Below are 19,958 nucleotides of genomic sequence, written 5' to 3'. Positions count from 1 at the left end.
GGTTCTCCTAACCGTAAGTGCCTTATCTTGTGTGAACCTCGTTCAAGCCTCGAAACTTTTGGCTTAGGTGCGCCTTCAAGGGGGCATAAATGCGATTTCACCTAAACAAAAGGCGTAAAATATATGGTGAACCGGGTATGTATCAGACAGGCTCGTGCCGCTAGCCACTTCGCGTTGCGTAAGGACTTCCAGGGCGAGCCGCTTTGTTTGTTAGGGAAGCTTTCGGAACGAGCCGGAGGCTGCGCATACCCCCCTACCGGGATGAGAACTCCCGGTACCTGAGACTAGGAAGTAACTAACATGGCATTCACTAAGGTGGCACAGGACCGTCCCCGCGTCCTGATTGTCGGTGGTGGCTACGTCGGCTTCACCGTTGCTAAGAAGATTCAGAAGGCTATCAAGGAGACCGGTGGCGTCGTCACCATCGTCGAGCCGAACCCCTATATGACCTACCAGCCCTTCCTCCCCGAGGTTGCGGCAGGTTCCATGGAAGGCCGTAACGCAACCGTGCCGCTGCGTCAGCACCTGCGCGACACCGAGCTGATCCCCGGCCGTGTTGTCTCCATCGACCACGCAAACCGCACCGCCGTCGTTGAGCCCACCGATAATGGCGAGCCCTTCGAGCTGAAGTACGACGAGATCGTGCTGGGCGCCGGTGCCGTGACCCGTGCCTTCCCGATTCCGGGTCTGGCAGACGTCGCCATCGGCATGAAGACCATCGAAGAGGCCGTCTCGGTTCGTAACTGGGTTCTGGACCGCATCGAGGTCGCATCCCTGCTGACCGACGCTGAGGCTCGTCGTCGCGCCCTGACCTTCGTGGTCGTGGGCGGTGGCTTCGCCGGTATCGAGACCATCTCCGAGCTCGAGGACATGGCACGCGTGGCTGTCGAGCGTAACGAGCGCCTGTCTGTCTCCGATCTGCACTTCGTGCTGATTGAGGCCGCACCGCGCATCATGCCCGAGGTCCCCGCAGACCGCGCCGAGAAGGTTGTCGCAGAGCTGCGCGCCCGCGGTATCGAGGTTCTGCTCAACACCTCCCTGGCTGACGCAACCGACGGCAACCTGCAGCTAATCAACATGGCTGACAAGTCCCCCGCCGGCGAGATCTCCACCGACACCCTGGTCTGGACCGCAGGTGTGGCAGCATCCCCGATGCTGAAGAACACCGACTTCCCGATTGACGAGCGCGGCCGCGTGCGCGTGAGCGCCGACCTGCGCGTCACCGGTGATGACGGCGTGGTTGAGGGCGCATGGGCTGCAGGCGATAACGCTGCTGTTCCGGACCTCTCCGGCGGCGGCGTGGGTGGCTTCTGCGTCCCCAACGCTCAGCACGCTTCCCGCCAGGCTGTTGTTCTGGCTAAGAACCTGCTGGCTGCTCGCCGCGGCGAGCCCCTGACCGACTACTACCACGAGACCATCGGTGTTGTGGCAGGTCTGGGCCTGTGGAAGGGCGTTGCAAACTTCAAGGGCAAGACCATTGGCGGCCCGCTGGCATGGATCATGCACCGCGGCTACCACGGCTCTGCAATCCCCACCACCGAGCGTACCGTTCGCGTTATGACCACCTGGGCTCTGAACCAGATCTTCGGTCGCGACACCTCCTCGATTCGCCACCAGCGCTCCCCGCGCCTGGCATTCCAGGAAGCAACCGGTACCGCTCCCGCACCGCACAAGGCAAAGCTCTAAACCGAGCTGGCCGATAGCCGGTGAGGCCGCTTAGGCCTTGGACGTGAAACGGGCGGCGCCGAGGACTTCGGTCTTCGGCGCCGCCCTTCGCTGTATTCACGGTGTTTCCCAGGGGTGGCATTTCGTCATCCAACCTGCCCCGCCTCGGGCGAGAGCCGGTGCGGGCTATTGGGTACCGAGGAGCGGATATGCGTTACCCGGGATTCGTGGAATAATGGTGTTCTATGTTTGGTGTGCACCAAACGAGCCCCCATAGTCCAATTGGCAGAGACAGAGGACTTAAAATCCTTGTGTTCTGGGTTCGAGTCCCAGTGGGGGCACTCGTCGGCCGTCAAACGGTGACGCATACAGGGCGGCGGTCCATTCCCCGAGGGGAAATGGACCGCCGCCCTTCGCCGTAGCACTGCCGCTATAGCCTCGATGCGGAGGCAGAACAACGTTCCGGATAAAGAGACGATGCCCCCGACCCATACTATCGGGGGCATCGTCGAGCACGCGGCGGTGCTCTCTTCACCGCGGGTAGATAAGGGCCGCGCGCTGCCGGAATCAGCGCGGCCCGGCGGTGAAGCCTGGTTCGACTACCGGTGATTGGTTGCCCGTGCGGGGCACCGAGTCGGAGGTCGAAAGTCTATCTGTGGACGCTACTTGCGGCGTGCAAAGAGCGCGTCGATGGAGAACTTGCCGGCGCCGGTGAAGAAGAAGGCTGCTGCGATTGCGGCAAGGGTGAGAACGTATTCGTAGCCGCCCTTGGAAGCGGAGAAACCTGCCGCGAGGTGGACGAAAATGAGGGCGCCGCTCATGGATACTGCGGATGCTGCTGCCGCGATGCGGGTGCCCGCACCCAGGATAATCATGGTGCCGCCGAGTAGTTCGGTTGCCATGGCGAAGTATGCCGCTGCGGCTGCCATGGGGATGCCCATCTGCTCGAAGGACGCGACGGTACCCGCGGGGGTCCATTCGAATGCCTTCTGGATGCCGTGCATAATCATGACGAAGCCGAAGACGAGGCGGAGGATAAGTAGGCCGGCGGATTTCATGGTGTCGTTGTTCATGCCTTTAAGCTTGACAAGTAAAGTTTTACACTTCAAGTAAATTCAGTTCATAGCGGAAAAGGGTGCAAAAAGTGGTGAAAAATAGGGCTAAAAAGTGACCCACATCCCAAAAAGAGGGGTTTTAGATGACGTTTTGTGACGGCGCTCAATACATAAAACCTCCTCTCGGCGGCTTCCGGAACCCCAAAAACATGAGACCCTTAAAGGGGCACAGCCGTAGGCGCACCCGCCCTGAACGGGATAGCAGAGCCAGAAAGGCATAACATGCAGACTCAGCCCTCTCTCATCGCCGTCGATATGGATGGCACCTTCCTCACCGACGCGAAGACCTTCGATACCGAACGCTTCTCCGCGATTCTCGATCGCCTGGTTGCGCGCGGTATTCGATTCGTGGTGGCCAGCGGCAACACCTACGCCAAGCTGCAGGATTACATGCGCGGCTTTGAGAACCGAGGCCTCATCTACATTGCCGAGAACGGCGCTTACCTGGCAGACGATAGCGGCCAGCTGGCGGTGCACCCCTTCCGAGAGGAAGACGTTCCCGCCATCTACGAAGTGCTGGATGGGCTAAAGCAGATTGGCTTACTCGTATGCACCACCGAAGGAATCTTCCTACCGAAGGATCGCCGCGAACAGATTGTGCACGTCATCCGTAATTACTTTGAGGACACGGGCCAGAGTATTCCCGATACCCTGACCCTGGAGGACTTCGCGGGGTTCTTCTTTCCCGGTGCGATTCTGGTTGACTCCATTGAGGAGGCTCGCGGGGCACCCATCAAGTTCCCGCTGCTGACCCCCCCGGCGCAGACCCAAAGCATTAACGCGCACCTGCGCGAGGTGCTGCCCGAGGGTGTGACCCCGCTGGTTAGCGGCTTCGGGGCAATCGACCTGGTTCGCACGGGCGTGAATAAGGCGACGGGTCTGCAGGATCTCTGTGAGCGATTCGGCTACAGCCCCGAAGGAATCCTCGCCTTCGGCGACGGCGAGAATGATAGCCGGATGCTTAGCTTCGCCGGACACGGTGTGGCCACGGGGAATGCCGCGCCGAGTGTGAAGGAGCTGGCCGATGAGGTGATTGGCACGAACGAGGAGCAGGCCGTTCTGAGCTATCTGGAAGACTTGCTGGATGCGCTGGATGTGCGTGACGCCTCCTAGCATCTCTCGCCGGCCTCTTACGAAAGTCTGGTGTCTGCGCGGAGTCGCGCTATGTGAGACTATGCCGTGCTCAGAACGAACAGAAGCGTGAGCTGGGCAACCATCGGTTATAATTAAACGCATTAGTAGTACTTATCTATTCAAGGAGAGAAAGATGGCGGGAAACCCGCTTATTAATTCAATGACGAAGAAGCAGGGGCAGGGCGATCCTCGCTTCGGTCGCTTCGGCGCCGGTGGCCAGGCTCAGCAGAGCCAGCAGCAGGCTTACGGTCAGCCGCAGTACGGCCAGCAGTCTTACGGTCAGCAGAGCCAGCCCCAGTACGGCCAGGCTCAGTATGGCCAGCAGGGCTACGGTCAGCCGCAGTACACCGATTACAGTGCTCCGACCTACTCCGAGCCGACCTACTCCGAGCCGATTCCGGCCGGTGAGCGTCTGACCATGAACGACGTGCTGGTCAAGACCGCCATTAACCTGGGCCTGGTCGTGGTGGGCGCCGTGGTCGCATGGTACGTGCCCGTGCTGATGCTCCTGGGTCTGCTGGGCGGCCTGGTGCTGGGCCTCGTGAACTCCTTCAAGCAGAAGGTTTCCCCGGTTTTGGTCATGGCCTACGCGCTCATGGAGGGCATGATGCTGGGCGGTCTGTCCGCCATCGTCAACCTGCGCTACCCGGGCACCGCCATCCAGGCGGTTCTGGCAACCATCGTGGTTGCGGGTGTGACCCTGGCTCTCTTCGCCAACGGCAAGATTCGCACCACCCCCAAGCTGAATAAGATTTTCATGATTGGTGCGCTCAGCTACCTGGGTTACGGCCTGGTGTCCATGCTGACCGCGGGCCTCTTCGGTTTCTCGCTGAACAGCATGAGCATCGGTGGTATCCCGCTGGGTCTGCCGATTGCTCTGATCGCGGTTGCGATGGCAACCTACTCGCTGCTGATTGACTACACCACGACCGCCGAGGCTGTGGATGCGGGTCTGCCGCAGAGCGAGTCCTGGCGCCTGGCTTTCGGCCTGACCGCATCGCTGGTGTGGCTGTACGTTGAGATTCTGCGCGTACTCATGTACCTGGCAAGCATCTTCAGCAACGACTAAAAATTCGTACGAAGCGGCGGTACCGTAGCGGTGCCGCCGCTTTCGCGGCTTTGGCGGGGTTTAGCGCCCCACGAATACCGGCTCGCCCAGCAACCTGGCGGGCTTGAGAAAGAGAGACAGCGTGAAGCATACATCGAGTGCCGAAGAACGTCGGGCGGGGGAGGGCTACCGGGTTCCCTTCGCCGTGGACGTGGCCGGCGCGTGGTCCTGGCGCCTCATCGTGATTGCCGGCGCGGGCTGGGTCGTGTGGAAGGGCTTGGGGCACGTCTCCCTGCTGGTCATCGCGATGATGGTGGCCATGCTCCTGGCGGCTCTGCTGAGCCCGACCGTCATGCTCCTGCGGAAGAAGGGCGTGCGGGCCGGCGGCGCGGCTGCTATCGCCGAGCTGGGTCTGCTGCTGCTTCTCGCTGTGATTATTTCGCTGACCGGTCAGCAGCTGGTGCGCGGTTTCGCCACGATGGCTAATAAGGCGGTGCAGGGCTATCAGCAGCTCGTGGACTGGTGGCTGAAGAGCCTCGGGTACGATTTGGGTGCTGACCAGCTGAACCAGCTCCTGCACCAGATTGAGAACACTTTTAAGGACAATCCGAACACCGTGCTGAACGGCGTGTCTCGGGTCGGTTCGACCGCTGCCGATGTCGCAACCGGTGTGCTCCTAACCCTGTTCACGCTGCTTTTCTTCCTGATGGAGGGCGAACGCATCTGGCTGTTCGTCGTTGGTCTCTTCCCCAAGGATGCGCGCGAGGCCGTGAACGGTGCGGGCCGCGCGGGCTGGAAGTCCCTGGGCGCCTACGTCCGCGTGCAGATTCTGGTGGCCGCGATTGATGCCATCGGTATCGGCCTGGGCGCCGCCATCCTGGGTGTGCCCCTGGCAATTCCGCTGGGCGTGCTGGTGTTCCTGGGTTCCTTTATCCCGGTGATTGGTGCGCTGTTCTCCGGTGCCGTGGCGGTGCTTCTGGCGCTCGTGGCCCTGGGGCCGGTGCAGGCGCTGATTATGCTGGGCATCGTGCTACTGGTGCAGCAGGTGGAGTCGCATATTCTGCAGCCGCTCATCATGGGTAAGGCTGTGTCCCTGCACCCGCTGGCCGTGATTTTCTCGGTGGCCGGCGGCTCCATGATTTTCGGTGCCGTGGGCGCGCTGTTCGCGGTGCCGACGCTGGCCGTGGTGAACTCGGTGGTGCGCTACCTGGCGGATCGCGGTTGGGAACACGACCCCAGCCTGCGCGATGAGGAGTTCCTCTTCCCGCACGAGGTGGCTCGCCGCGAGCATGCTGAGGAGAAGGCCCAGGAACGGCAGGAGAGCGTCAAGAAGCTGGCCTCCCGAGTGCCGCGCCATCAGAAGGCTGAGGAGCCTGAGAATCGGGCTTCCGAGGTTTCGGACTCCTCCGAAGACTAGGGGCCTGCATCGAGCGGGAGGTTTTGGCGTATGGCACCCCGCCATCCTCGATAACGCTCCGCTATCTCCTCCCGGCGATACCGCCGGCCGCGATGCCGTCTACGGCGGTGTCTCGCTAGGGGGCTACTCGCGACCGAGTAGCCCCCTTCACTGTACCCATCCTCTAAAATGGGATGAGCAATACATCACCGCCCCGCGCCCGCGGGGCAACGCACTGTCAGAATGGAAAACCTGTGAGCGTAGATCTCGACTCCCTGCCCGTGACCATTACCGATATTGAACGTGCCGCAGAGCTGCTCGAAGGCGTTATTGAACGCACCCCGGTCGCCCATTCGCGTGCCCTGAGCCAGCGCCTGGGTTCCGAGGTGTTCTTCAAGTGTGAGAACCTGCAACGCGCCGGTTCGTTCAAGGTGCGCGGCGCGTATGTGCGCATGGCAAAGCTCTCCGAGGAGGAGGAGAAGCGCGGCGTGGTGGCCGCGAGCGCGGGTAACCACGCGCAGGGTGTGGCCCTGGCGGCTGACCGCCTGGGCATTAAGGCCCGCATCTACATGCCGCTGGGCGCGGCGCTGCCGAAGATTACCGCAACCCGCGATCACGGTGCCGAGGTTGAGCTGTACGGCGTGACCGTGGACGAGGCCCTGGCGGAGGCGAAGCGCTACGCCGAAGAGACCGGCGCGGTCTTCGTGCACCCCTTCGATAACGAAGACATTATCGCGGGCCAGGGCACGATTGGCCTGGAGATTCTGGAGCAGGTGCCCGATGTGGATACCGTCATCGTGGGCGTTGGCGGCGGCGGCCTGCTGGCCGGCCTGTCCGCGGCGATTCGCGCGAAGGAGCAGGAGCTCGGCAAGAAGATCAAGATTATCGGTGTTCAGGCTGAGCACGCCGCGGCCTACCCGCTGTCGCTGGCTGCAGATGCTCTGGTGCCCCTGAAGAAGGTCTCCACCATTGCCGACGGTATCGCCGTGGGTCGCCCCGGCCAGATGCCCTTCTCCATCATCAAGGAGCTGGTGGATGACGTGGCGACCGTGAGCGAAGACGATATCGCCCGCGCCCTAATCTTTCTGATGGAACGTAACAAGCTTGTGGTGGAGCCTGCCGGTTCGGTGCCCGTGGCGGCGCTGATGAACGGCAAGCTGAAGGAAGAGTACGGCGACCTGGGTACGGTCGTGTGTGTGCTCTCTGGCGGCAATATTGACCCGATGCTCATGCTGAAGGTGATTCAGCGCGGTCTTTCCGCTGCCGGCCGTTACATGACCATTAAGATGATGCTCTCTGACCGCCCGGGTGAGTTGGCGACCATCTCCCGTATTATTTCCGAGAACGACGCGAACGTTACCGGTGTGGATCACACCCGCGTGGGTGGCTCGCTCTCCATGGGCGATGTGTCCATCACCATCGACATGGAAACCAAGGGTGTGGAGCACTGCCGCCAGGTCATTTCTGCCTTGGAGGACGAGGGCTTCAAGCCGATTATCGTCTACTAAGCCGACCTTACATTTTGTGGGTTGCCGCTCGCTCGTGAATCTTCACGCGGTGAAGCGGAAGACATAAAAAGTGCGGGGTGCCGATTCCGAAGAATCGGCACCCCGCACTTTTAGCGTGTTGGCGCTGGGGCCGTGGACCTCGACAGCCGCAAATCTATGAGCCTCGACTTAGGCGTGGTAGGGGGTCACAGAGACAATCTTGGCGCTCAGTTCCTTGCCGTTCGGCGCCTCGTAGGTGACGGTGTCACCCTGCTTGGCGCCCAGGATTGCGGCACCCAGCGGAGACTTCTCCGAGAAGACCTTCAGATCGGTACCGGCGGGGAGGGTGTCCTCAATCTCGCGGGAACCAAGCAGGAACTTCAGGTGGCGGCCCGCCACCTCGGCCTCAATGACCATACCCAGGGCCACAACGCCGTCGTCGACGGGAGCGTCGCCAATGTGGGCGGTCTCCAGCAGGTGCTTGAGCTGCTTGATGCGTGCCTCGTTCTTGGCCTGCTCGTCGCGGGCGGCGTGGTAGCCGCCGTTCTCACGGAGGTCGCCCTCGTCGCGTGCCTGCGCGATGCGGTCGACGATTTCCTGACGGTACGGGCCGGAGAGGTACTCCAGCTCCTGGGTGAGACGGTCGAAGGCGTCCTGAGTGAGCCATGCACCGTTGTTGTCAGCCATGCGTATCCTTTGCTTATGCGCCGGCGTTGCCGGTGCGAAACGAATAAACCCGCTACCGTGTGCCGCGTTCAATGCGCGGCGGCGCCGGTAACGGAATGAATCAACAGACCTATTTTAGAGCACCGGAGGGTTTTCGGCTGGTAGCTCGGTCGCTTCTTCCCCTCTGAGCGCACCTTCGTCGGTACGCACGCCGGTAGCTGAACACTCCGCCAGTATCAGACTGTTTCATGCCCGTGAATCTGCTGATATGACGGCACGTTTCACGATGTCACACGGCGTCATCTGCGCTAGTGCACCGGCGCTATCCTTGGGTATCATACGAGAAGCTACAACCGTAAAATTTCTGCCGTGTAGCGCTCGCATTTGCGAGTCACAGACACATCATCGACCCCCTGGCGCATCACCTAAAGGAGACCACCGTGAGCGAAGCCATCGAACAGCTGAAGGCGAACCTGCCGACTCACCCTCCCGTCGAGGCTATTAAGCCGCTGGAGGAGGACTACACCGGTCTGCGCATCCTGGCCGTGCACGCACACCCGGACGACGAGTCCTCCAAGGGCGCCGGTACCGCCTCGGCGTATATTGCCCGTGGTGCCCGCTTCATGGTGGCGACGATGACCGGCGGCGAGCGCGGTGACATCCTGAATGAGGAGATCGATAAAAGCCCGCGTGCGCACCGCGACCTACCGGGTCTGCGCCGCGCTGAGATGGCGGCTGCCCGCGAGATTATGGGTATTGAACACCGCTGGATTGGCTTCTTCGACTCTGGTCTGCCCGAGGGCGACCCCATGCCGCCGCTTCCCTTCGGTAGCTTCGGCACCATGCCCCTGGATCGTGCCGCCGCGCCGCTCGTGCGTCTGGTGCGTGAGTACCGCCCGCACATCATCATCACCTATGACGAGATTGGCGGCTACCCGCACCCCGACCACATCATGACCCACAAGGTTGCCGTGGAAGCATTCGAGAAGGCAGGCGACCCGGAAGCCTACGTGGGTGAGGGCGAGCCCTGGACCCCGCTGAAGCTCTATTACGACCGCGCATTCAACCCCGAACGCACCCTCGCCCTGCACGAGCATCTGCTCGATACGCACGGTGAGAGCCTGCTGAGCGGCTGGATTGAGAACCTCGCGCACCGCGCCTCCTCGGGGGAGGCGCCTCGCCACGAGACTACGACCCGCATCCTGGTGACCGACCACTTTGAGCAGCGCGATCAGGCTTTGCGCGCGCACGCCTCGCAGGTGGACCCGAACGGCGTGTTCTTCGCCGTTCCCAGCGAACAGCTGAAGGATATTTGGCCTTGGGAGGACTACACGCTGGCCGCCTCGCACGCTGAGGTTCAGCTGCCCGAATCTAGCCTGGACGAGGGCCTGAGCGACTACTACGTCATCTAGGCTGGGGCGCAACGCCCCACGTTAGCCAATGATGCCCTTCACCCACGATATGAGTCGTAGGTGAAGGGCATCATCCATTCTTAGGCACATCATGTGTGCAGCCTCTGCACACAACCCCGAATGCCGCCACCAGATGCCACAAATTTTGAGCCGATTCTCAGCCCTTCCGCACCCGCGGGGAGCCCCGCGGCGCGCGCCCGGGGCGTAGAATTAGAGCTTGGGCTCTCACACCGTAGAGCCCGTGATGCATCCGCTTCGACAGCCGAATGAGGTACGAGCCATGAGCGCTAACGCCCTGCCCGTGATTACCGTGCACGGTCATGCCAGCAACCCCGGTACTGTCACGGAGCTGACCGTCTACGAGCGGGCCCTGGAGCGCTCGCTGAGCCCTGAAATCCTGCCCGCCCACATTGGAGTGCTGGTGGACGGTAACCGCCGCTGGGCGGCTCAGCGCGGCTTGAGCACCCGTGAGGGCCACGCCGCCGGTGCGGAGCGAATTATTGATTTTCTGGCCTGGTGCACCGAGCTGTCGATTCCGCAGGTGAGCCTGTACATGCTCTCGGTTGAGAACCTCAAGCGCCCCGAGAAGGAACTGACCGGCCTGGTGGCGGTCATCGATAACTTCCTGGTACGGCTGGTGGAGTCTGCGTGCGGTCCGGTGCGCGCTATCGGCAATATTGACCTGATTCCTCGGCAGCTGCACGAGCGCCTGGACTGGGCGATTGAGCAGACTGCGCACCTATCCGGCGTGCGGGTGAACATTGCGGTCGGTTACGGCGGCCGCCAGGAGATTGTGGATGCGGTCCGCTCGGTTCTGCTCGAAGCCGCCGCGAAGGGAACCTCTCTCGAGGATATGGCTGACCTGCTGAACGTTGAGGATATTTCCTCGCACCTGTACACCGCCGATATGCCTGACCCGGACCTGCTGATTCGCACTTCGGGTGAGCAGCGCCTGTCCGGTTTTATGACCTGGCAGAGCGCGTATTCCGAGTTTTATTTCTGCCGTGCCCTGTGGCCGGATTTCACGCGCGTTGATTTTCTGCGTGCCCTGCGGGACTACGCGAACCGTTCCCGCCGTTTCGGTTCCTAGAAGCTTCCTAGAGGCTAAGGGTCTAGCGCCGTTGGCTCGTGTTTCTTGGCAGGCTGTTCCTAACTAGTAGCCTCCGGTAGTACACCCTCCAGCATTACAGAATGGACGTTCTATGCTCGCTGAGCTTTCCCGCCTCTACAACGCTGGAGGCGCCTCCGTTATTGCCGCTCTGGTGCTCGGCAGCTACCTGCTGTATTTCCTGTGGTGCGCTCTGCGGCTGTGGCGTATTGACGTGCGGGAGCACCGCCTGCCGCACCGCATCCTGATTCCTTTGGCTATTGCCACTTATACGGCGCTGCCTGTATCTTTGCTTTTTGCGGGCCGCCCCGCCGATATTTGGCGCGTGATTGGTGCCGGTCTGGCGCTCTGGTTCTGCTACCTGCTTCTGCGTATTCTGTCCTTCGGCGCGCTGGGCCGCGGGGATGTGAAGCTCGCCGGTATCCTGGGCGGCGTGCTCGGGTACCTGTCCTGGGCGAACCTGGGCTGGGCGTCGCTGGTAACGTTCCTTGCCGGTGGTCTGGTGTCTTTGGCTCTAGTGCTGTTCACGAAGGCGCGCGGTAGCACCCGCATTGCGTTCGGCCCGTTTATGCTTCTGGGTGCGCTGGTGGCGTTGGTGGCTCCGGCGTATTCTCTGTGGTAGATTCCGAAGTAGGGTGACCGTCCGGCTAAGCGGCGGGCTTGTTCTTCGTGCGGCTCGCGGCTGTTCGCTCTGCTCCCTAGCACCTATTTCTCGGCAGAACTGCCGGGGCTTTTGAAAGGTTGATGTTATGCCTACTCCTCCCTATATCCGTAAGCTACGTGAGCGGATTGGTTCGGATTACCTGTGGCTGTCCGGTGCGACGGCTGTGGTGTACCGTGAGCAGGATGCTAAGGTGCTGCTGGTGCGCCGTAGCGATAACGGGGCGTGGACCCCGATCACGGGCATTGTGGACCCGGGCGAGAGCCCCGCACTGACCTGCCTGCGTGAGGCACAGGAGGAAGCGAACGTGCAGATTGAGGTGCTGGAGCTGGCACAGGTGAAGGCTGACCCGCCGATGCAGTTCGGCAATGGTGACCGCTGCCAGTTCTTGGATCATACGTTCTTGTGCCGCTGGGTTTCTGGTGAGGCGAAGGTGAACGACGAGGAGTCTTCGCAGGTGCGTTGGGTGGATGTGTCTGACCCGGCGGAGCGTGCGTTGCTTTCTGAGCGGATGCTGGACCGTATTGATGCAGCGCTGAACTATGACGGCCACTGCCGTTTTGGTTTGGAGTCGGTGCCGCCGGAAGAGGACTAGCCAAGCGAGGGTTGCCCTCCGCCCTGCGCGAACGAGACCCGACTTTATGCCAAGTTGATACACCCTAAGTGTTTTAAAAGCAAGACCTTCTTTGACGAGGAAAGAGTGCTAGTCTGAGGGGATACACAGCGTTCCCCACCGGGCCGTTGCACCCCGTGGAACGCCAACGAAAGAGGGTAATTATGAACTTGGCAGAACAGATTGTCGCACAGCTCGTCGAGGCCGGTGTCACGCGTATCTACGGCGTGGTGGGCGACTCCCTGAACCCCATCGTGGACGCAGTGCGCGCCTCCGGCGGCTCGAAGAACGGCGGTATCGACTGGATTCACGTGCGCCACGAGGAAGCCGCGGCCTTTGCCGCAAGCGCCGAGGCCCAGGTGACCGGTAAGCTGGCCGTGTGCGCCGGCTCATGCGGTCCGGGCAACACCCACCTCATCAACGGTCTCTACGATGCCAACCGCTCCCACGCTCCGGTGCTGGCGATTGCTTCCCACATCCCCTCCGGCCAGATTGGTAGCGGATACTTCCAGGAAACCCACCCCGAGCGCATCTTCGAGGATTGCTCGGTCTACAACGAGATGGCAGTCTCTGGCCACCAGACCCTGCGCATCATCAACTCCGGTATGCGTCACGCTATCGCCCGCCGCGGTGTGGCCGTCGTATCGATTCCCGGCGATATTGCCATCCAGGATGCCGTTGACCACGTGCCCGCATGGGGCGACTACCGCCCCGGCACTATCGTTCCCGATGAGACCACCGTGCGCGACCTGGCCGATCGCATCAACGCGGCCAAGAAGATTTCGATTTTCGCTGGTGCCGGTGTGGCCGGTGCACATGATGAAGTCGTTCAGCTGGCCGACCGTGTCGCGGCTCCCGTGGGCCACACGATGCGCGGTAAGGAGTACATCCAGTACGACAACCCCTTCGATGTGGGAATGACCGGTCTTCTGGGCTACGGTGAGGCCGCAGAGGGTATGAAGGACTCCGACCTGATGCTCCTGCTGGGTACCGACTTCCCCTACGACCAGTTCCTGCCCAACGTGCAGACCGTTCAGATTGACCGTGCCGGCGAGGTGTTGGGCCGCCGTACCAACGTCGACCTGCTGATTGAGGCTGACGTTGCCGCAACCCTGAAGGCCGTTCTGCCCCTCGTGCAGCGCAAGAGCGACCGCTCGTTCCTGGAGAAGCTCCTGAAGAAGAACGAGAAGATCATGACCAAGGTCGTCGGCGCCTACACCCACAACCCCACCAAGGGCAAGATTCACCCCGAGTACGCCGCATCCGTGCTGGATGAGCTGGCCTCCGATGACGCCATCTTCACCGCGGACACCGGCATGTGCAACGTGTGGACCGCCCGCTACATCACCCCCAACGGCAAGCGCCGTCTGCTGGGTTCCTTCCTCCACGGCTCCATGGCGAACGCCATGCCTATGGCCCTGGGCGCCCAGATTGCCGAGCCTAACCGCCAGGTCATCTCGGTCTCGGGTGACGGTGGCCTGTCCATGATGCTGGGTGATATTCTGACCGCGGTCATGTACGATCTGCCGCTGACCATCGTGGTGTTCAACAACTCCACCCTGGGCATGGTGAAGCTTGAGCAGCTGGTTCAGGGCTTCGAGGACTTCGGCGTGGATGTGCCGCTCGTCAACTACGCCGACATCGCAACCGCCGCTGGTTTCCAAGCTCAGCGTGTTGAGAAGGCCGAGGACCTGGAAGGTGCGCTGCGCACCGCCCTGGCTCACCGCGGCCCCTCCCTGGTCGAGATCATTACCGACCCCAACGCTCTGTCGATGCCGCCCGAGGTCGAGGCCAAGCAGATTGTTGGCTTCGCCACCTCGCTCTCCAAGATTGCGCTGAACCGCGGCGCAGCGGAGGCCGTGGCAATGGCTCGCTCGAACCTGCGTAACATGTCCGCGTGGAGGCAGTTCAGCTAGTCCGTAAGGGATGCTTAACGCTCCCGGAGGGGCCCGTCGAAAGGCGGGCCCCTCCGTCGTATCTACTACCTTTGCGCACGTGGGAGGCAAGACGAACATAAGAAATCGGGTGTGACGATACCGTAGGAACAGTAGCGCCACACCCGATTCTGTATGCGGTGTGATCAGACGATTTGGATTAGAAGTTGCCCAGCATCTTGGTGACGTCCAGAGCCGCATCCAGCTGCTCCTCGGTCACTTCGCCGCGCTCCACGTAGCCCAGAGCCACAACTGCCTCACGGACAGTCACCTTGTGAGCCACCGAGTACTTAGCGATCTTCGCAGCAGCCTCGTAACCAATCAGCTTGTTCAGCGGGGTCACGGTCGAGGGCGAAGCCTCAGCCAGGAAGCGGCAACGCTCAACGTTAGCGGTCAGACCGTCAACCATCTTCTCGGCGGCAACGCGAGAGACGTTAGCGAGCAGGCGGATCGACTGCAGCAGGTTAGCGGCCATCACCGGAATACCCACGTTCAGCTCAAACGCGCCGTTAGTGGAAGACAGAGCAATGGTTGCGTCGTTACCGATAACCTGAGCGGCAACCTGAATGGTAGCCTCACAAATCACGGGGTTGACCTTACCGGGCATAATCGAGGAGCCGGGCTGCAGGTCGGGGATGTGCAGCTCGCCCAGGCCGGTGTTCGGGCCCGAACCCATCCAGCGGATGTCGTTGCTGATCTTCATCAGGCCGTATGCCAGGGTGCGCAGCTGACCGGAAACCTCAATCAGGCCGTCACGGTTAGCCTGAGCCTCGAAGTGGTTGCGAGCCTCGGTCAGGGGCAGGCCGGTCTCCTCAGCGAGCAGCTCAATCACGCGAGCGGAGAAACCAGCCGGGGTGTTAATGCCGGTACCCACAGCGGTACCGCCCAGGGGAACCTCAGCCACGCGGGGCAGGGAAGCGTTCACACGCTCAATGCCGTAACGCACGGTTGCGGCGTAGCCGGAGAACTCCTGACCCAGGGTGATGGGGGTTGCGTCCATCAGGTGGGTACGGCCCGACTTCACAACGTCCTTGAACTCTGCAGACTTGCGCTCCAGGGACTCAGCGAGCACCTCCAGAGCGGGAATCAGGTCCTTCACCAGAGCCTCGGTCACAGCAACGTGCACGGAGGTGGGGAAGACGTCGTTGGAGGACTGGGAAGCGTTCACGTGGTCGTTGGGGTGAACCTCAATGCCCTTGGACTCCAGGGAACGGGTTGCCAGGGTTGCCAGGACCTCGTTTGCGTTCATGTTCGAGGAGGTACCGGAACCGGTCTGGAAGACGTCAATGGGGAAGTGGGCGTCGTACTTACCGGTTGCTACCAGATCCGCTGCGTCGCGGATAGCCTGGGCGCGCTCAGCGTCGAGCACCTTGAGTTCCTCATTGGCGGTCGCGGCTGCCTTCTTCACGAGGGCAAGCGCACGAATATGGGCGGATTCGAGAGTCTGACCCGAAATCGGGAAGTTCTCGACTGCGCGCTGGGTCTGTGCACGGTAGAGTGCATCAGCCGGAACGCGAACTTCGCCCATGGTGTCATGTTCAATGCGGTATTCAATGTTTTCAGCCATATCTCTAGCATAGGCGTTCAAAGTGGCCCCCGTCGCCAAAATCCGGTGCCAGAAAAGGAAAAACGCTCATAAATTTTGCAGGATTCAGAGCACGGAAAAAGCCCCACCCCCGCGAATGTGGGAACACACCGTAGGGGAGGGGCTTACCCATGAAAAAACATGGTCTTGCGTGTGAACGAGTGGGTTCTCGCGGTGGGCCGTTTTATCGTCCCTCCGGAGAAATAAATCCGGGCTCTAGTCCAGGTTCTCGGCAATCACGACGCGCGGGGGAGTCTTCACGACCACGGGGAGCGTCTGGGTCGGCGGGTTCTGTTCATCGTTCTTCTCCTCCTGCAGAGCGAGGTCCTGCGAGCTGAACACGAGCTCGGCCTTACCCTCCTTCAGGTGGTAGAAGACGCCGATCACGGCGACCTTACCCGCAAGCACCGCATCCGAAATGATGTGGGACTGCTCGATAATGCGGATAGCGGTCTGGCGGGTGTGCTCACGAACCATATCGTTGACGACCGGGTTTTCGGGTAGCTTCGGGGACATCACCGAGGGCAGGATGTGCTCGACCAGGTTACGGATGAAGCCGTGCGGCATCTCGCCGGACTCCAGGGACTTGCTGGCCGCGGTCACGGCGCCGCAGGAGTCGTGGCCAAGAACCATCACGATGGGGGTCTCAAACTCCTCAACCGCGTACTCCAGCGAACCGAGCGCGGCGTTCTCCAGCACGTGGCCGGCGGTGCGCACCACGAAGGCATCGCCCAGGCCCAGGTCAAAAATAATTTCCGCCGCCAGGCGGGAGTCACCGCAACCAAAGATGGAGGCGAAGGGGAACTGGCCCGCAGCCAGGTCGGTGCGGCGGATGGTGTCCTGGTTGGGGTGCTCGTTGCTACCCTCAACGAAACGTCGGTTGCCGTCCTTCAGACGCTTCCATGCCTCTGCGGGGGTCGGCTGAACCTGGTTGGGCTTCTTAGCCATGGTGTCTTCTCCTTGATACCTGGGCGCAGGGGATGCGGTTTCGGCGACCCGAGCGGCCTCAATGGAGAGGTCCCTCACCAACGCCCAAAAGAACTTAACTCAAATATGCCCTAACGATGCAAAAAATAGCTAATGCGACGCGCCCTCGCGGAGTGAGAGGAGCGCATCCTTTCACTGAATGACCAACACGCCCGAAAACCCGTTCATAACAAGAAAAGGGGTGCGTAAGCGCGCTATCCTGAAAAGAGCACTGATCGCCGGTGATTTCGTGCTGGAAAGGTCCAGCCAACCGGCGCTGTCAAGAATTCTCGAAGGTGAGTCTATGACTACGAACAATAACCACGGCGACCGTAACCTGGCAATGGAACTGGTGCGCGCTACCGAAGCCGCAGCCATCGCAGCGGGTCCCTGGGTTGGCGCGGGCGAAAAGAATCTTGCGGACGGCGCAGCTGTCGACGCTATGCGCTACCGCCTCTCCACCGTCAACTTCAACGGTACCGTGGTCATCGGCGAGGGCGAGAAGGACAAGGCCCCCATGCTGTACAACGGCGAGAACGTCGGCGACGGCTCCGGCCCCTCCCTCGACGTCGCGGTTGATCCCATCGACGGCACCCGCCTGACCGCGCTCGGCATGGACAACGCCCTCTCCGTGATTGCCGTGGCAGACGGCGGCACCATGTTCGACCCCTCCGCCGTGTTCTACATGGAGAAGCTGGTCACCGGCCCCGAGGCCGCCGAATTCGTGGACCTGCGCCTGCCCGTTAAGCAGAACCTGCACCTGGTCGCTAAGGCTAAGGGCAAGAAGGTCAGCGAGCTGACCGTCTGCGTGCTGGACCGCCCCCGCCACGCCAAGCTGATCCAGGAGATTCGTGATGCAGGTGCCCGTACCCGCATCATCCTCGACGGTGACGTCGCCGGCGCTATCGCGGCCTGCCGCGAGAACACCGGCGTGGACCTGATGCTCGGCACCGGTGGCACCCCCGAGGGCGTCGTCGCGGCATGCGCCATTAAGGCAACCGGCGGCGTGATTCAGGGCCGCCTGGCACCGACCGACGAGGCAGAGCGCGAGAAGGCACTGGCCGCGGGCCACGACCTGGACCGCGTGCTGACCACCAACGACCTGGTCACCAGCGACAACTGCTTCTTCGCCGCAACCGGTATTACCGACGGCAAGTTGCTGCGCGGCGTGCGCTACAACAAGAACGTTGTGACCACCCAGTCGCTGGTCATGCGTTCCTCCTCCGGTACCGTGCGCACCGTTGAGGCTGAGCACCGCCTCTCCCGCCTGCGCGAGATTCTCTCGCACACCAAGAGCCCCGGCGAAGCATAAGCCTTTGAGGTAGCCCCCAAGCATAAGGAGCCGCCCCCGACCGAGTGATTCGGTCGGGGGCGGCTCCTTATGCTTATCGCCGTTACCGGCACACGTTAGCGCGAACGCAGGGAACGCAACTTATCCTTGGCCTTAGATACCGCATCGCGAACCGCCGGACGAGCCTTGTACGCCAGGGTATAGGCGCGGTAACCCAGCGAGGTGACCGGCACATCCCAGGTACCCGGGTACTCTACGGACTCGCCGCCGAAGGACTTCTTGAACTTCGTGAAACCGGCCCACTCGTGATCCGGCTGATCCTCCGGCGCGATGCCGAACAGGTCAACGTACTTCAGGCCCTTACGCTTAGCGTCCAGGATGAAGTTTGTCACCACCGGAATGCCCGCTGACAGGCGGCGATGCTTGAATGAAGCCGCCGCGTGCGCGTAGGTGCGGGTATCGTCCGAATCGTACACGAACGCCGCCGCAATCGGGGTGCTCTCACCGTTCTCGCCCGCCAGCTTCGCAATGTACAGCGATGCCGCACCGGCGGGCATCAGCACGCGAGCCACCTGCATCAGGTAGTCGTCCTGCTGACGGTTGAAGCCGTTACGCTCTGCGGTCTCCTCGAGGAAGCCGAAGAGAATCGACATATCCGAAGGATCGGTCGAGACCTCGACGGTCACGCCCTTCTTGTGGATATTGCGGTGCAGATTGCGGTTATTGGACTTCATGCCCTTGAGGATTTCATCCTCGGTGCCCGAGAGGTCAATAATCTGCGTGTGCGAGGGCTGCACCTGGCGAGGAGCCAGCACCGCGCCGCGACGAGCCAAGAATGCAGCGGCATCCTGGTCACCCCAGATTGCCGATTCTGTAGGCTCGATACGCGCGAACAGACAACGGTGCTTCGCGGCCTCTTCCTTCAACGACGCGAGAGCCTCGTCGAAGGCCACAGCGCTCGAAGCAACCGGTCCGTACGGGCTGTACAGGTAGCGGCCGGTGGCGCCGCCCTCAACGGTCGCAAGGTACGACCAGCCGTTACCGCTCTTGCGGATTACGGTGTGACCATTAGATTCCTGAAAACGTGCCCAAATATCGGACTGAAGAATATTGCTCATTCCTCTAGTGTATCCGAGCTTAGGGAACGTAAGCCTGCGGCTCCGAGGAGGCCTCGGGGGAGGAATTCGGGCGGGTAGATGAGACGTTCTCCTCAGCCTCGCGCTCGGCCGCTGCCTTGGCCTTCGCCTCGGCCACGCGGGTGCGCAGAGCCGCACCCTTGTCGATAGCCGACTGGCGCAGGTTAGCCGAGAACTCGTGCAGGTCGTCGTGCACCTGGCGGGCGAAAGCATCGGTGCCCGAACCCAGGATGCGCAGGGCCAGCAGACCCGCATTGCGTGCACCGTTGATGGATACGGTAGCTACCGGAACGCCGGCGGGCATCTGGACGATCGACAGCAGCGAATCCATGCCTTCGAGGTTCTTCAGGCGCACCGGAACACCAATCACCGGCAGAGCGGTGACCGAGGCGAGCATGCCCGGCAGGTGAGCGGCACCGCCGGCACCGGCGATAATAACGCGGATGCCGCGGCTGTGAGCCTTCTTGCCGTACTCAATCATGTCCTCGGGCATGCGGTGCGCCGAGACGACGTCAGCCTCGTAGGGGATGCCGAACTCTTCCAGCACCTCGGCGGCGGCCTCCATGACCGACCAGTCCGAATCGGAACCCATCACAATGCCGACGATGGGCTGGGAGGAATCATAGGGAGACTGAGACATAATCCTCATATCCTTTCACAATGCGGTGGAATACCACCATCACTAGGGGCGTCGAGCGCGGGTTCTCAGCGGAGAGAACCCGCGCTCGACCTATATTTGAG

17 protein-coding genes and 1 tRNA gene are annotated in these 19,958 nt (G+C 61.7%); 12 read left to right on the top strand and 6 right to left on the bottom strand.

What is annotated here, in order from left to right; translation table 11 throughout:
* Nucleotides 1-300: 300 nt before the first annotated feature.
* Nucleotides 301-1,686, top strand: a complete 1,386-nt coding sequence (locus ADJ95_RS04605) for an NAD(P)/FAD-dependent oxidoreductase (protein WP_049333036.1) — start codon at nucleotides 301-303, stop codon at nucleotides 1,684-1,686.
* A 246-nt stretch (nucleotides 1,687-1,932) separates the two neighbouring features.
* Nucleotides 1,933-2,006, top strand: a tRNA-Leu gene (locus ADJ95_RS04600).
* 321 nt (nucleotides 2,007-2,327) lie between these two features.
* Here the strand turns inward: ADJ95_RS04600 and ADJ95_RS04595 are convergent.
* Entirely contained in the window at nucleotides 2,328-2,738 is a 411-nt protein-coding gene (locus tag ADJ95_RS04595) for a DoxX family protein (protein WP_049333034.1), read from the bottom strand.
* Between the two features lie 264 nt (nucleotides 2,739-3,002).
* On the opposite strand from ADJ95_RS04595, the gene ADJ95_RS04590 reads away from it, so the two are divergent.
* The 4 genes from ADJ95_RS04590 to ilvA all read left to right on the top strand — a co-directional run bounded on the left by ADJ95_RS04590 (nucleotide 3,003) and on the right by ilvA (nucleotide 7,866).
* Nucleotides 3,003-3,893: a Cof-type HAD-IIB family hydrolase gene (locus tag ADJ95_RS04590; RefSeq protein ID WP_049333032.1), complete on the top strand. Its 891-nt coding sequence runs from the start codon at nucleotides 3,003-3,005 to the stop codon at nucleotides 3,891-3,893.
* A 154-nt stretch (nucleotides 3,894-4,047) separates the two neighbouring features.
* Entirely contained in the window at nucleotides 4,048-4,983 is a 936-nt protein-coding gene (locus tag ADJ95_RS04585) for a Bax inhibitor-1/YccA family protein (protein ID WP_049333031.1), read from the top strand.
* A gap of 121 nt (nucleotides 4,984-5,104) precedes the next feature.
* Nucleotides 5,105-6,379 (top strand): AI-2E family transporter, encoded by a 1,275-nt coding sequence (locus ADJ95_RS04580; protein ID WP_049333029.1) that lies wholly within the window; start codon nucleotides 5,105-5,107, stop codon nucleotides 6,377-6,379.
* A gap of 233 nt (nucleotides 6,380-6,612) precedes the next feature.
* Nucleotides 6,613-7,866 carry a threonine ammonia-lyase gene (gene ilvA / locus ADJ95_RS04575; RefSeq protein WP_049333027.1) on the top strand — a complete coding sequence of 418 codons (1,254 nt, stop codon included), beginning with the start codon at nucleotides 6,613-6,615 and terminating at the stop codon, nucleotides 7,864-7,866.
* Nucleotides 7,867-8,034: 168 nt separating this feature from the next.
* Here the strand turns inward: ilvA and greA are convergent, their stop codons facing one another.
* Nucleotides 8,035-8,532 (bottom strand): transcription elongation factor GreA, encoded by a 498-nt coding sequence (gene greA / locus ADJ95_RS04570; protein WP_049333025.1) that lies wholly within the window; start codon nucleotides 8,530-8,532, stop codon nucleotides 8,035-8,037.
* Between the two features lie 419 nt (nucleotides 8,533-8,951).
* On the opposite strand from greA, the gene mca reads away from it, so the two are divergent.
* The 5 genes from mca to ADJ95_RS04545 all read left to right on the top strand — a co-directional run bounded on the left by mca (nucleotide 8,952) and on the right by ADJ95_RS04545 (nucleotide 14,221).
* Nucleotides 8,952-9,923, top strand: a complete 972-nt coding sequence (mca, locus tag ADJ95_RS04565; protein WP_012904060.1) for a mycothiol conjugate amidase Mca — start codon at nucleotides 8,952-8,954, stop codon at nucleotides 9,921-9,923.
* A gap of 280 nt (nucleotides 9,924-10,203) precedes the next feature.
* The gene (gene uppS / locus ADJ95_RS04560; RefSeq protein WP_049333023.1) at nucleotides 10,204-11,013 is read left to right on the top strand and encodes a polyprenyl diphosphate synthase; all 810 of its coding nucleotides are present in this window, start codon (nucleotides 10,204-10,206) and stop codon (nucleotides 11,011-11,013) included.
* A 112-nt stretch (nucleotides 11,014-11,125) separates the two neighbouring features.
* Nucleotides 11,126-11,653 carry a prepilin peptidase gene (locus ADJ95_RS04555; RefSeq protein WP_049333021.1) on the top strand — a complete coding sequence of 176 codons (528 nt, stop codon included), beginning with the start codon at nucleotides 11,126-11,128 and terminating at the stop codon, nucleotides 11,651-11,653.
* Nucleotides 11,654-11,780: 127 nt separating this feature from the next.
* Nucleotides 11,781-12,287: an NUDIX hydrolase gene (locus tag ADJ95_RS04550; RefSeq protein ID WP_049333019.1), complete on the top strand. Its 507-nt coding sequence runs from the start codon at nucleotides 11,781-11,783 to the stop codon at nucleotides 12,285-12,287.
* 182 nt (nucleotides 12,288-12,469) lie between these two features.
* Nucleotides 12,470-14,221: a pyruvate dehydrogenase gene (locus ADJ95_RS04545; protein WP_049333017.1), complete on the top strand. Its 1,752-nt coding sequence runs from the start codon at nucleotides 12,470-12,472 to the stop codon at nucleotides 14,219-14,221.
* 178 nt (nucleotides 14,222-14,399) lie between these two features.
* Here the strand turns inward: ADJ95_RS04545 and ADJ95_RS04540 are convergent, their stop codons facing one another.
* Together ADJ95_RS04540 and ADJ95_RS04535 are read right to left on the bottom strand one after the other, a co-directional pair.
* Nucleotides 14,400-15,806, bottom strand: coding sequence for a class II fumarate hydratase (locus ADJ95_RS04540; RefSeq protein WP_049333016.1), 1,407 nt, complete (start codon nucleotides 15,804-15,806; stop codon nucleotides 14,400-14,402).
* Nucleotides 15,807-16,040: 234 nt separating this feature from the next.
* Nucleotides 16,041-16,772: a carbonic anhydrase gene (locus ADJ95_RS04535; protein WP_049333013.1), complete on the bottom strand. Its 732-nt coding sequence runs from the start codon at nucleotides 16,770-16,772 to the stop codon at nucleotides 16,041-16,043.
* Between the two features lie 322 nt (nucleotides 16,773-17,094).
* On the opposite strand from ADJ95_RS04535, the gene glpX reads away from it, so the two are divergent.
* Nucleotides 17,095-18,102, top strand: a complete 1,008-nt coding sequence (gene glpX / locus ADJ95_RS04530; protein WP_049333011.1) for a class II fructose-bisphosphatase — start codon at nucleotides 17,095-17,097, stop codon at nucleotides 18,100-18,102.
* Nucleotides 18,103-18,197: 95 nt separating this feature from the next.
* Here glpX and ADJ95_RS04525 read toward each other — a convergent pair whose 3' ends face one another.
* Both ADJ95_RS04525 and purE read right to left on the bottom strand, forming a co-directional pair.
* The gene (locus ADJ95_RS04525) at nucleotides 18,198-19,199 is read right to left on the bottom strand and encodes a lipid II:glycine glycyltransferase FemX (RefSeq protein WP_049333010.1); all 1,002 of its coding nucleotides are present in this window, start codon (nucleotides 19,197-19,199) and stop codon (nucleotides 18,198-18,200) included.
* A 19-nt stretch (nucleotides 19,200-19,218) separates the two neighbouring features.
* On the bottom strand, nucleotides 19,219-19,857 hold the full coding sequence (gene purE / locus ADJ95_RS04520) for a 5-(carboxyamino)imidazole ribonucleotide mutase (RefSeq protein WP_049333008.1): 639 nt from the start codon (nucleotides 19,855-19,857) through the stop codon (nucleotides 19,219-19,221).
* Between the last annotated feature and the right edge of the window lie 101 nt (nucleotides 19,858-19,958).

The organism is Rothia mucilaginosa (assembly GCF_001061665.1).
GTDB lineage: Bacteria > Actinomycetota > Actinomycetes > Actinomycetales > Micrococcaceae > Rothia > Rothia mucilaginosa_A.
The sequence above is the reverse complement of the archived record's forward strand: the minus strand, read 5'-3'. Positions and strand labels throughout refer to the sequence as shown.

Bases quoted from the DNA above. Each gene is read 5' to 3' on its own strand.
- ADJ95_RS04605 (WP_049333036.1), top strand. From the start codon at position 301: ATGGCATTCACTAAGGTGGCACAGGACCGTCCCCGCGTCCTGATTGTC.
- ADJ95_RS04595 (WP_049333034.1), bottom strand. From the start codon at position 2,738: ATGAACAACGACACCATGAAATCCGCCGGCCTACTTATCCTCCGCCTC.
- ADJ95_RS04590 (WP_049333032.1), top strand. From the start codon at position 3,003: ATGCAGACTCAGCCCTCTCTCATCGCCGTCGATATGGATGGCACCTTC.
- ADJ95_RS04585 (WP_049333031.1), top strand. From the start codon at position 4,048: ATGGCGGGAAACCCGCTTATTAATTCAATGACGAAGAAGCAGGGGCAG.
- greA (WP_049333025.1), bottom strand. From the start codon at position 8,532: ATGGCTGACAACAACGGTGCATGGCTCACTCAGGACGCCTTCGACCGT.
- uppS (WP_049333023.1), top strand. From the start codon at position 10,204: ATGAGCGCTAACGCCCTGCCCGTGATTACCGTGCACGGTCATGCCAGC.
- ADJ95_RS04555 (WP_049333021.1), top strand. From the start codon at position 11,126: ATGCTCGCTGAGCTTTCCCGCCTCTACAACGCTGGAGGCGCCTCCGTT.
- ADJ95_RS04550 (WP_049333019.1), top strand. From the start codon at position 11,781: ATGCCTACTCCTCCCTATATCCGTAAGCTACGTGAGCGGATTGGTTCG.
- ADJ95_RS04545 (WP_049333017.1), top strand. From the start codon at position 12,470: ATGAACTTGGCAGAACAGATTGTCGCACAGCTCGTCGAGGCCGGTGTC.
- ADJ95_RS04540 (WP_049333016.1), bottom strand. From the start codon at position 15,806: ATGGCTGAAAACATTGAATACCGCATTGAACATGACACCATGGGCGAA.
- ADJ95_RS04535 (WP_049333013.1), bottom strand. From the start codon at position 16,772: ATGGCTAAGAAGCCCAACCAGGTTCAGCCGACCCCCGCAGAGGCATGG.
- glpX (WP_049333011.1), top strand. From the start codon at position 17,095: ATGACTACGAACAATAACCACGGCGACCGTAACCTGGCAATGGAACTG.
- ADJ95_RS04525 (WP_049333010.1), bottom strand. From the start codon at position 19,199: ATGAGCAATATTCTTCAGTCCGATATTTGGGCACGTTTTCAGGAATCT.
- purE (WP_049333008.1), bottom strand. From the start codon at position 19,857: ATGTCTCAGTCTCCCTATGATTCCTCCCAGCCCATCGTCGGCATTGTG.